The sequence below is a fragment of the Xenorhabdus sp. SGI 60 genome, assembly GCF_056632175.1.
Genome location: NZ_CP196860.1, coordinates 3231896 through 3243908 on the forward strand (window position 1 = coordinate 3231896; position 12013 = coordinate 3243908).

Here is a 12013-nt window from a genome sequence, read left to right on the forward strand (position 1 = left end):
CGCATTTAAACATTCATAATAAAAAACCTTCCTATTGACCCGTTAAGTTTACGTAATTCTTTGGCTTTAATCACAGATGGAGTTGTTTTCAGATGGATCGAAGATCTTTATTAAATATATAAAAATTAATTTTTGAAATTTTTAACAAAATGATTAAACTATATAATTATTATGATCATAAATTTTAGAGGCTTATGTGATGGGTAACGAAAAAAAAGTAGTGTTTTTTATTATTTTAATTGTATCTATATTTACTGCGCTTATTGGATTTATAGTTCATGTTATTAACGTTGAATGGTTAATACCATACATTAGAAGTGAAGTAAATAACGTATCTGTTTTACCCTCTTGGGATGTTAGGTACTTGGCTGCATTCACAAGTATAGAAACAGGTTTTGGTATAACAATATTGTATATACTCATAAAAAGGAGCATGCCTACATATAACTCTTTCACAAGAGGAATTATTATGTGGTTACTTGAATTGGCGATCATGGGTAGACTAGTTCGGCAACCATTAATGGATTTTGCTATAGGAAACCCTTTCTTGATATCTATATTGCAAAACTCAATATCATGGGTTAATTGGTTTCTCATTTGCTTTATAACTACATTTTTATATGATTATTTAATTAAATCATGGTGTAAAAATAATAATGAATGAAGGAATTTTCAGGAATATAAATCAAGAAAATAATGAGAGGAAATGGGTTCCTAATACGATAATTAGGATTTACCCACCCTCAGTTATTTTGTATGTAATAACAGTTTTTTTGATGAACTTTCTTCTTATTTTAATTTTTGTATTAAAGATAAGTAATAGAATTGAAATAGAGGGTGAAGTTAATTCATTTCCTTCAACAGTAATAGTAAGATCGCCGATAACAGGATATATTGAATTCTCAAATGTTAGTATATTGGAATCTTATAAATTACTTAAAGGTGATGTTGTTTTAAAAGTAAAAAACATTGATGAAGATATCAACGGAGATTTAAAAACTCAAAAACTTAAAAACTTAAAAACTTAAAAACTAAAACTATAAAAACTTAAAAACTTACATTCAATAATAGATAAATTAAATAAAAATATAAATGATAAAAAGGAATTAAAAATAAAAGTGGATGAGTTTTATGAAAAAAACATAACCTTTACTGACCAAGAAATAGAAAGCCTAAGAAACGAATTAAATGAATCAAATAAAATTATCCAAGAGCATAATGATACTAGAAAAAAATATGAACTTTTCTTGAAGAAAGGATATGTAACTATAGAACAACTAAATTCAATAAGTAATAATTATGCTCAGAATAAAATTAGTTATATAAATATACATCAGCAATTAAATTCCTTATTGGAGAAAAAGTCTCAATTTTTTATAGATAGAGATAGCAAAACAAATGAAATAGATAATAAAATTTCATTATTGCAAGAGCAACTCAATGAAATTGAACTAAAAAAAATTGATATAAACTCTGATACTAACAGGATTATAACATCTCCTATTGATGGAGTTTTGGATTATCAATATAAGACATTAGGACAGGAAGTAATTAAAAATGATCCGCTACTTAAAATATCACCCCAAAAAGTAGAATCATACTTTATTGTTTTTAGTATAAAGAGTGAGCATTATCCTTATGTGAAGATAGGTGAAAAAATCAATATAAGATTTCAGTCATACCCGTTTCAAAAGTATGGCTCCTTTAATGGAGTAATAGATAAAATTTCTCAATCTATTGTAAATAATGAGAATATTACTTCACAGCAATTAAAAAATGATACTAAAAATACTGGTGATAATCTTTATTCTATACAAATTAAAATAACTGACAAAAACATAGATAAATTAAAGTTAGTTGCAGGAATGAAAGCAGAAACATCTTTAATAATTGAAAATAAAACCATTTATAATTTTATGGTAGATAAAGCTAAATATAATTTTAAAAAACACATGGAGTAATTATGACAAATAAAGATTCATTGTTTGACTTTGTTCCCAATATCTTTTTTAACAGAAAAATTAACATTATCTATCAAGAAAATATTGCAGATTGTGGAATTGCATGTATTGCCATGATATTGTGCTATTATGGACATGATACGACTCTAAAAGAGTTAAAAGAAAATAATAGCCTTTACTCAAGAGGGTTACGCTTAAAAGATATGTTAAGTATATCAGAAAACAATAAATTAAATACTAATGTATATTCTTTAGATGTTGATGAAATAAATCTTTTAAAAAAACCATGTATACTGCATTGGGATATGAACCATTTTGTAGTTTTAGAGAAAGTAACTAAAAATAAATTCTTTATATTTAATCCTGAAAAAGGAGAGGAAGTATTATCTATCCATGAGATTTCAAAGCATTTTACGGGAGTAGCAATAGAATTAACACCAGCCCCAGAATTTAAAAAGAAATCAGACAATTATAAAAAAACAATTAAATTAATAGACCTTTTCAAGAGTTCCAAAGGCTTGGCAAGTGCTCTTTTTAAGATATTTGCAATTTCTATTCTTATAGAAAGTATCGCGCTTACTATTCCAATTGGAATCCAGTTAATAATGGATCATGTTATAGTGACAAAAGATACACTATTGTTGTCATCAATCTGCATATTCTTGATCTTTTTTACTCTAGTTAAAACTTTTTCTGATGTAATAAGATCTTATATGTCCCTTTCTATAAACGTCCTTTTGGATATGCAATGGAAAAATAGTCTGTTTGGACATTTGTTGAAAATTCCTCTTGATTATTTTTCAAATAGAAAATTAGGGGATATTCAATCTAGATTTAATTCAATAGAAGATATTAGAGAAACATTTTGTAATAATATAGTGAATTTAATCATTGATTTTTTGATGATACTAGGTTTGTTGAGTATGATGATTATTTATGGTGGAGGTCTAACTTCTGTAGTGATATTATTCTCAACTTTATATTTTATGGTTAAATTAATTGTATATGGAATATATAAAAAATCATCAGATAAAAAAATCAGAAATGAGGCTGCTATAAATTCTTTCTTTATGGAAAGTCTTTACAGTATGCCAACAATTAAATCCCTTGGTTTGCTTAATAATAGATTAAGAAATTATGGTGATAAAGTTAAGAGTTTAAATAAATCTGAAATAAAAAAGAAAAAAATAGAAATTATTACTAATGCGTTAAGCTCTATAATTATCTCTCTAGATCAAATCATCATTCTTTGGGTTGGTTCATATTTAGTAATAAATAATTCTATAACTATAGGAATGTTTATAGCTTTCAATACTTATAGAGGGCAATTTTCAGATCGTGTTACTAATGTCATTAATAAATCCGTAGAATTGAAGTTACTCTCATTACATAATGAGAGATTATCTGAAATTGCTTTGCAAGAGAAAGAAGTTTTCAAAAATGATATTGATGTTGAGAATAATCATATGGCATCTTTAGAGCTATCAAATATTTCTTATTCGTATGATGGTGCAACTTATCCAGTAATATCAGATTTTTCAATAAAAATTAATGAAGGAGAATCTGTAGCAATAATAGGTCCATCCGGCACAGGAAAATCCACTCTTATTAAAATAATGTGTGGGCTTATTCAGCCTCAATCAGGAGAAATATTATTCAATAATAATGATATATATTTTTTGGGAATTAATAACTACAGAAAAAATATCTCTTGTATTTTACAGGAAGATAAGCTTTTTTCCGGATCAATTGCAGAAAATATTTCAGGATTCGATGATAATATAGATATGAATTATGTTATTGAATGTGCAATTAAGGCCAATATACATAGTGAAATAGCTAATTTTCCAATGGGATATTATACACAATTAAGTGAACTAGGAGGAAGTATCTCAGGTGGTCAAAAACAAAGAATAATGATAGCTAGAGCACTCTATAAAAAACCTAAAATTATTTTCATGGATGAAGCAACAAGTCATTTAGATACAAATAATGAGTCATTTATTAATAAATCAATTGCAAATTTAAATATGACTAGAATAATAGTGGCACACAGAGAATCTACCATTAAAAGTGCGGACAGAATTATTCATTTAAATGCTGAGCTAGAACAATGAAATGCGCATTTTTTCAATAATGGCTAGAGTTTTATAAAAATTAGCGAGCCTTGCTTTTACGTATATTCAGATTTTCAACAAAAAAAAGCCCCGAGTCAAAAACTCAGGGCTTATAAATTCTGGCGGTGCGGACGGGACTCGAACCCGCGACCCCCGGCGTGACAGGCCGGTATTCTAACCAACTGAACTACCGCACCGCGTGGTGTTCTGGTTAAGAACGGGGTGGATAATACGAGCTACGATAAAATCCGTCAATCTCTTTTTATAACAAAATAGTTTCCTTGCACAGTTTTTCGCCTCAATTATGCATTTACCACCATTTTGTCGCTGTTTCTCAATGTGTCTGTTCAGGTTTTATACGCCAAAGACAGCTTCCCCCCTTCTTTTTCACCAAATCCAAACGAGATTCATGCTGAATTAATTCTTCATCGGAAGCATAAACAATTTTCAGCCCTGCCTGTGGGCGAGTAATCTTCTGGATTTCTACAACCTGCGTACTGCCTAACGTTTCTCCTTCCATCGAAAAAGCCAATGATGTCTGACCACCTGTCATTGACAGATAGACATCTGCCAGAATCTCAGCATCGAGCAACGCCCCGTGGAGAGTACGTTTTGAGTTATCGATATGGTAACGGTCACATAACGCATCAAGATTATTACGTTTGCCAGGGAAAAGTTTCCTCGCCAATACCAAACTATCTGTAATGGTACAAAACTCAGCAGTTGGTGGAATATCTCGATTCAGTTTACGGAATTCATAATCCATAAAACCGATATCAAACGTTGCGTTATGAATAATCAACTCAGCACCACGGATAAATTCAATGAATTCATCAGCAATATCAGCAAATTTCGGTTTATCCTGCAAAAATTCATCACTAATACCGTGAACTTCAAACGCTTCGGGATCAACTAAACGTTCTGGCTTGATATAAATATGAAAATGGCGCCCTGTCAGACGACGATTGATAACCTCCACGGCACCAATTTCAATGATGTTGTGCCCCTCATAGTGAACACCTAACTTGTTCATACCGGTTGTTTCGGTATCGAGGACTATTTGGCGGGTAATAGCAGTGCTCATAATGTTTTTTTGTGTCAGACTTAGATTTTTGATTAAAGACAATATAGGAAGAGTCTACCAAAAATGAACAAACAGGTAGAAATTTTCACCGATGGTTCTTGCCTCGGTAATCCTGGTCCTGGCGGATATGGCGTTTTACTCCGCTACCAACAGCAAGAAAAAACGTTGAGTGGCGGTTATTTTCACACAACCAATAACCGCATGGAATTAATGGCAGCCATAATAGGATTGGAAGCGCTCAAACGTCCCTGTACCGTAATCTTAACGACAGACAGCCAGTATGTGCGTCAAGGGATCACCCAATGGATCCATAACTGGAAAAAACGCGGCTGGAAAAAAGCAGACAAATCGCCCGTCGTCAATGTCGATCTCTGGCAGCGGCTCGATAAAACTATCGCGCGGCATGACATTGATTGGCGCTGGGTCAAAGGCCACGCCGGACATCGGGAGAATGAACGGTGTGATGAGCTGGCTCGCACAGCCGCGAATAACCCTACTCAAACGGATGATGGCTATATCGAAAGCGAAAATTAACCCACCAACTAATCGTGTCGGTGAATATTTTTCGCCGCCCCCAGTGCATTACTGAATCTTGGTTTCATCAATGTTGCCCGCATAGGGTTTAATGTCAACGGTATTGTCCGTTTGCGGGCAATAATCACATTCAGACAACCCAATATTGACATGCAGGAGTTATCAAAACGCGTTCCGCTTTGCCACGGTAAAACCTGGAAGTTGGCATGATGGATAACTTCATAATTAAGAAGACGCAGCCAATCCAATTGACGCAGCATTGAAAACATTTGAGCTTTGCAAGATTGCCGACGATATACCGGAGCAATCATTTTCTTGAAACCTAATATACTCATTGGATTAAAACCACTGAAAACCAACCAACCATCATCTATCATGATCCTATCGACTTCTCTCAAAAGCCAATGTGGATCAATACTATAAGTCAACATATGCGCCAACAAACAAGCATCAACAGATTTAGTTGCAAAAGGGAGGTAATTGGGATCAGTAATGACATCCATATTTTGCCCTTGTAACCCTATATTAACTTGATGGCTGACCAAACAGGAACGAGTATCAATTTCGGCACTTAAGTTACCGATTTTCACTAAATGAAAACCAAAGATTTTGGGCCACCACGGTTCCAATTGACGTTCCAGGGCGACGCGGTAATATTCTCCCCACGGTAACGCGGCCCAAGAAGAAGGGAGGGTTATTTGCTTAATTGAACGTGCTGATCGCATGTCATCTTCCTTTCAACCTACTTATAAACCTACTATAAAAATGAGGCATATCATGGAGCTTATCAGGATACCAGCCCTTTCAGATAACTACATTTGGTTACTTTGTGATGAAAACAAACATTGCACCATTATCGATCCTGCTGAATCACGACCTGTAATTGATATTCTAGCAGTAAATCAACTTATTCCGGCTGCGATTCTACTAACACACCACCATTATGATCACGTTGGCGGTGTTCCCGGGCTACTCAAACAATACCCTGAATTACCTGTATATGGCCCTGAAGAGACACAAAACAAAGGAACTACTCATATTGTCCATGAAGATAACACCGTTGAAATAGGACATTTTTCTTTCCGGGTCATAGCACTACCAGGACATACACTTGGCCACATTGCATTCTATCAGGCTCCCTATCTGTTTTGTGGAGATACGCTGTTTTCTGGCGGTTGTGGACGACTATTTGAAGGTACAGCCGAACAAATGTTTTCCTCTCTGGAGAAAATTTCATCATTACCCGATGATACGTTGATCTGCTGTGCTCACGAATACACGGTGGCAAATATGAAATTTGCAAAAACAGTATTACCTGACAATCAGATTATTCACGATTATTATCAAGAAATTCTTAAATTACGTGAAAATAACCAAGCAACAATCCCAACAGATTTACAAACAGAGAAAAAAATCAATGTTTTCTTAAATTGCCACGATATTGATTTACAAAAAAATATCGGTATCAAACCTAATTCAACGCCACTTTCCTCTATTTTTCAGCGATTAAGAACTTATAAAGATCGATTTTAATTTTATTGGGTTGTCTTCCACGTAATAGGCCAGTATCATTGCTCACCTTTTAGACAGGCATTAGAAAAGAACATGAAGACAAAAACGATCTTGTTCACCTCTGTTCTTCTTGCTGGGTGTCAATCGAGTCTGCAAACAGAGGCTCCTTCCCAGCAACAAGCACAGAAGATGTCTTCAACGAATCAGAAAGCAAACGGTATTGCAGAATCAGATGATCCTGCAAACTGGAAGGTGAGTCCGACAGCCCAACAAGATTTGTGGGGACATATTCGCGATGAGTTGAAGATGGAAACTCCTGATAATAGCAGGGTGAGCGAACAACAAAGTTACTATTTGAAACACAAGGGCCATATTCAAAATGTCATATTGCGTGCAGAACCGTACATTTATTGGATAGTTGAGCAGCTTGATAATCGACATATGCCAATGGAGCTGGTATTGCTGCCCATCGTGGAGAGTGCCTTTGACCCCCATGCGACTTCCTATGCCAAGGCGGCAGGATTATGGCAGATTATCCCAAGTACTGGCCGTCATTATGGACTGAAACAAGATAAATGGTACGATGCCCGTCGTGACATTGCGGCATCAACAACCGTTGCTCTTGATATGCTTGAATATCTTAACACACGATTCAATGGGGATTGGCTTCTGACCATTGCCGCTTACAACAGTGGCGAAGGCAGAGTTATACGTGCAATCAAAGACAATAAAGCCCAAGGGAAACCAACAGATTTCTGGTCGCTGTCACTGCCACGGGAAACAATGCACTATGTTCCCAAGATATTGGCACTGAGTAATATCATTCGCCATAACAAACAGTTTGGTTTCAAACTTCCTGAGCCTGACAACCAACACGCTTTGGCAAAGGTTGAAGTAGGGCAACAGATCATGTTGTCACAAGCGGCTGAACTAGCTGGGCTATCATTGACATCAATCAGGGCATATAACCCGGGCTATAAACAAGGTATGACGTCTCCTTATGGACCGCATTACATCATGCTACCAAGGAAGAACGTTAATCAATTTAAGGCGTCCCTGGCAAATAAAAACGTCTTGAATGACATCCGCCTGGCGGTTAAACACAATACCTACAAATTACAGCAACAAAGTCACTATATTGTTCGTGCCGGAGATACATTGTCAGCGATTGCAAAGCGCTTCAAGACCACTCACCGAGAGCTACAAAGACTGAACAGCTTAAAAACGGCTGATCGGCTTAAGATCGGGCAAGTGCTGAAAATCGATAACAGCGGCCCAGTCACCTATCAAGTGCGCAAAGGTGATTCATTTTTCAGCATCGCCAAACGTCATGGTGTAAATCTTAATGATTTGATCAATTGGAATAAAAACATTAAGGTCAAAGAGATAAAACCAGGTATGGCTTTGACACTTTATCTTGAGTAAATAATTTTATTCTCGCCAATACATGACTCCCTGTCCTTTTGGATAGGGAGTTTATTTTATAACGTCCACTCCCTACCTCGAAACAGAAAGCCGTGATTATAATGCTATGCGTTTTCAACTGGATGGTAAATCTATAGTTTTTCGTCAAGCTAAAACAACGCCGAATAAACAAGGGCAATTTGTCACTCTTTGGAAAAGGCCGACTCCAGATGCAGAAATAATGCCTTTTGAAAAAAGTGATGACATTGATTTTTGTCTAATAGCGACTTTTTCGGAGCATCGAAAAGGTCTTTTTCTGTTTGACTCACATATTTTGATAAAACAAGGGATTTTCTCAAGTCAAACTAAAGCAGGTAAAAGAGGTATTCGGGTCTATCCTGAATGGGTATTCCCTGCATCAAAACAGGCAATGCAAACACAAAAATGGCAATCTTCATATTTTATAAGTTTCGATAACCAAGATTCTGCCATTGAGCAATTTAAGAAAATTTTCTTAAATTATAATAACAAAAAAAATAATTAAATTGAGTTATTACCGCCTATTTAATTATTATAGAGCTTGGCGTTTTGTCGATTGAACGTAAGGATGCTACGCAGGGAGCCATGCTGCGTACGTGGCTGGAGCAACACGTTTTGCCGGAGTTTTCCGGGCGAATGTTGCCGTCGATACCACTGTAGCGCAACGCTGCGCCCGGTTACACGTCTCAGGCTAGTGCAGCGAGCGGTATGCGCCATTTAAGCACCTACAGGATTCGATAAAATTAGTTATTTTGTTGTTTTTAAATTATTTTATTTAGTTCAACTATCTACCATACTCCCGTATTATTTTGCCTCTGTTTACCCAGGGCTAGATCTCACAATTTCCATAGGGTTATTTAGATTAAATAAAAGTCAGTCCCTAATTTTTTTAGGTACTTTTCTCATTAACACGTTAAGATCTTGCCATTCTAAATAATCACGATCCCAATAATGAGTATTTTTAATTTTATCAGCAAGATAGATGACCACCGCTCTGACATTAATAAAAAACATGAACTTATCGAGGTGATTTTTTTAGCTTTTTCTGCTGTATTGTGCGGTGCGTCGGGCTGGAAAGCCATTCAGGAATTTGGTGAGTTACAAATTGAATGGCTGAGAAAATACACGCACTTTACCCATGGTATTCCTCGCCGTCATTGTATTGCGAATATTATCAAACTGATAGATCAAGATGTGCTCGTCGAAGCCTTTTATAGCTGGATTAACCAACGCCGGGTTAATGCCGGAAAAAGTGTTATTGCCATTGATGGAAAAACGATGCGGGGAACCTGCAAAGGCACGCTGTTTGAAGCGTTACATATCGTGAGTGCGTACGATATCGAATCGGGTGTTGCGCTGTATCATCGGGCGGCGGAAAGCAAGGGAAAAGAAGGCCCTGTTGCCCGAGAACTGATTGAATTATTGGCGCTTGATGGCGCTATCATTACGATGGATGCCCTGCATTGCCAAAAAGAAACACTCGCATTAATCACCCAACGCGGCGGTGATTTTATTGTCGGTCTGAAAAGCAATCAAAAAAATCTCTATGAATTTGTTAAATCTCATTTTTCTTCAAATTACGAGAAGGATGAACTGGCTGAATTTACCGAAAAAAGTCGGGGTCATGGCCGGGAAGAACTGCGCCATGTGATGCAGCTCAGCGCGACATTACCGGAACCCCTTCAGCAACAATGGCCGTCAATAAAGAGTGTGATTGAAGTTGTGAGCGAACGAACAGTCAAAGGCAAATCTTGCCACCGCGATTCTCGCTGGTACGTGAGTTCGTTGCCACTGGATGCAGAAACTGCGGCCAGAGCCATCAGAAGACATTGGTCGGTGGAAAATGAGCTACATTGGGTTTTGGATGTCACGTTCAGGGAAGATGCTATCTCACTTAAAGATCCCGATGGTGCGGCACAGATGGCGCTTTTTAACCGAATTGCGTTAAATGTGATTAAACAAGATACCAGTATTAAGGACAGTCAAAAAGCTAAGCGCCGAATGGCAACATGGTCAGGGAAATTCCGCAGTCAGCTTATCTTTGGTTAAATTAAGAGCAAAGTGGAATCCCGCCCTGTCTGTTTACCCGATTGCCTTCTGGCCGGTACTATTGAAAACAGCTTTTGTATTGCAAAAATATCCTCAATAAAATAAATTTTGTTAAAAATGCAATGAAAATCTCAGGGTAACCTATACACCTCCAGATATTTCATGCGACCATGCCGATATAGCTTCCAAAACGGGTTTAAGTGACTCCCCAAAGTCCGTCAAAGAGTAAATAACCTTAATGGGTGGTTTATTTCCATATACTTCCCTTAAAACTAATCCATCTTTCTCTAATTTCTTGAGTTGTATGCTTAAAGTCATCTCAGTAATATGAGGGATATCCTTTTTTAACTCACTGAATCTTTTACTTTTATCTTTCAGGTAATACAAAATGACTCCTTTCCATTTACCACCAATCAAATCCATAGCCATACTGACAGGACAAGGGTAACTCTTCCCATTCAATGAAACTTGGCAGCCCCCGCCTTTCGTAACTTCAACCATAAACTCCTCCCTACTATCTAACTGGATAGTTATTGTCATAGAAAAAAATCATCATAAACTAATTATAGTAACTATCAAATTGATAGCCTTTAAAAAATATAACTTAAGGAAATTTAATATGTCTTTAATGATATTGGCCCACCCAAATTTTGAACAATCAATTGCGAACAAAACGATTGTTGAAGAATTAAAAAATAGTAGCATTGATCTTGAGATCCGTAATATTCATCAATTAAACCCAAATTACAACATTGATATTAATTCTGAACAAGAAGCATTATTAAGACATGATTTAATCATTTTACAGTATCCGATGTACTGGTTTAATATGCCCGCAATTCTTAAAGCTTGGTTTGATCAAGTTTTCACATATCAATTCGCTTATGGTTCAAAAGGGAATAAATTAAAAAACAAAAAACTCCTGCCCAGTCTTACAATAGGGCAATCAGAGAAAAACTTCAAACAAGATAACAGCCAATTTCTTATAGATAGCTTTCTTAAATCCATCAAAAAATCAGCAGAATATTCACAAATGAAATATATAGATCCAGTTATTCTTTATGATATAGCTACTGTTAACGGACATACTGAGCACGAAATAAAAGAAAAAGCTAAAGCTCATAGTGAAAAAATAAAGAGAGTAATTCAAAGAAATATTAATGCAAATTACTGAAACAATAATTTATGGTTAACATTTAAATAAATCTAAAATTATAAGAAATAGCCAAGATCATCAAAGAATAGATATCAATATTCCTTTGCTTCATGGCTATTTCATAAGCATGAACCGCAGAGGCAACTGCTATGATAAT

12 protein-coding genes, 1 tRNA gene and 1 pseudogene are annotated in these 12013 nt (G+C 35.7%); 10 read left to right on the top strand and 4 right to left on the bottom strand.

Annotated elements, in window-relative coordinates; all coding sequences use genetic code 11:
• Window positions 1-196: 196 nt before the first annotated feature.
• From ACSJJG_RS15150 to ACSJJG_RS15165, 4 genes are all read left to right on the top strand, one after another.
• Entirely contained in the window at window positions 197-664 is a 468-nt protein-coding gene (locus ACSJJG_RS15150) for a hypothetical protein (protein ID WP_481089812.1), read from the top strand.
• Window positions 657-1028 carry a hypothetical protein gene (locus tag ACSJJG_RS15155; RefSeq protein ID WP_481089813.1) on the top strand — a complete coding sequence of 124 codons (372 nt, stop codon included), beginning with the start codon at window positions 657-659 and terminating at the stop codon, window positions 1026-1028. The genes ACSJJG_RS15150 and ACSJJG_RS15155 overlap by 8 nt, the downstream gene beginning before the upstream one ends.
• A gap of 90 nt (window positions 1029-1118) precedes the next feature.
• Window positions 1119-1961, top strand: a complete 843-nt coding sequence (locus ACSJJG_RS15160) for an HlyD family secretion protein (protein WP_481089814.1) — start codon at window positions 1119-1121, stop codon at window positions 1959-1961.
• A gap of 2 nt (window positions 1962-1963) precedes the next feature.
• Window positions 1964-4078: a peptidase domain-containing ABC transporter gene (locus ACSJJG_RS15165; RefSeq protein WP_481089815.1), complete on the top strand. Its 2115-nt coding sequence runs from the start codon at window positions 1964-1966 to the stop codon at window positions 4076-4078.
• 120 nt (window positions 4079-4198) lie between these two features.
• Here the strand turns inward: ACSJJG_RS15165 and ACSJJG_RS15170 are convergent.
• Together ACSJJG_RS15170 and dnaQ are read right to left on the bottom strand one after the other, a co-directional pair.
• Window positions 4199-4275, bottom strand: a tRNA-Asp gene (locus tag ACSJJG_RS15170).
• A 137-nt stretch (window positions 4276-4412) separates the two neighbouring features.
• On the bottom strand, window positions 4413-5162 hold the full coding sequence (gene dnaQ, locus ACSJJG_RS15175; RefSeq protein ID WP_481089816.1) for a DNA polymerase III subunit epsilon: 750 nt from the start codon (window positions 5160-5162) through the stop codon (window positions 4413-4415).
• 1 nt (window position 5163) lies between these two features.
• On the opposite strand from dnaQ, the pseudogene rnhA reads away from it, so the two are divergent.
• Window positions 5164-5696: pseudogene (rnhA, locus tag ACSJJG_RS15180) on the top strand (ribonuclease HI).
• Between the two features lie 8 nt (window positions 5697-5704).
• Here rnhA and ACSJJG_RS15185 read toward each other — a convergent pair.
• The gene (locus ACSJJG_RS15185) at window positions 5705-6421 is read right to left on the bottom strand and encodes a class I SAM-dependent methyltransferase (RefSeq protein ID WP_481089817.1); all 717 of its coding nucleotides are present in this window, start codon (window positions 6419-6421) and stop codon (window positions 5705-5707) included.
• Between the two features lie 52 nt (window positions 6422-6473).
• Between ACSJJG_RS15185 and gloB the strand changes: the two genes are divergently transcribed.
• The 4 genes from gloB to ACSJJG_RS15205 all read left to right on the top strand — a co-directional run bounded on the left by gloB (window position 6474) and on the right by ACSJJG_RS15205 (window position 10700).
• Entirely contained in the window at window positions 6474-7229 is a 756-nt protein-coding gene (gene gloB / locus ACSJJG_RS15190) for a hydroxyacylglutathione hydrolase (RefSeq protein ID WP_481089818.1), read from the top strand.
• A gap of 72 nt (window positions 7230-7301) precedes the next feature.
• Window positions 7302-8633 (top strand): murein transglycosylase D, encoded by a 1332-nt coding sequence (gene mltD / locus ACSJJG_RS15195; RefSeq protein ID WP_481089819.1) that lies wholly within the window; start codon window positions 7302-7304, stop codon window positions 8631-8633.
• 58 nt (window positions 8634-8691) lie between these two features.
• Window positions 8692-9156: a MepB family protein gene (locus ACSJJG_RS15200; RefSeq protein ID WP_481090452.1), complete on the top strand. Its 465-nt coding sequence runs from the start codon at window positions 8692-8694 to the stop codon at window positions 9154-9156.
• Between the two features lie 446 nt (window positions 9157-9602).
• A complete protein-coding gene (locus ACSJJG_RS15205; RefSeq protein WP_193836458.1) occupies window positions 9603-10700 on the top strand; it encodes an ISAs1 family transposase in 1098 nt (365 codons plus the stop codon).
• A 141-nt stretch (window positions 10701-10841) separates the two neighbouring features.
• Here ACSJJG_RS15205 and ACSJJG_RS15210 read toward each other — a convergent pair whose 3' ends face one another.
• Window positions 10842-11201, bottom strand: a complete 360-nt coding sequence (locus tag ACSJJG_RS15210) for a winged helix-turn-helix transcriptional regulator (protein WP_189761389.1) — start codon at window positions 11199-11201, stop codon at window positions 10842-10844.
• 118 nt (window positions 11202-11319) lie between these two features.
• Here ACSJJG_RS15210 and ACSJJG_RS15215 point away from each other — a divergent pair, with 118 nt between their 5' ends.
• Window positions 11320-11874, top strand: a complete 555-nt coding sequence (locus ACSJJG_RS15215) for an NAD(P)H-dependent oxidoreductase (protein ID WP_189761388.1) — start codon at window positions 11320-11322, stop codon at window positions 11872-11874.
• The last annotated feature ends 139 nt before the right edge of the window (window positions 11875-12013 follow it).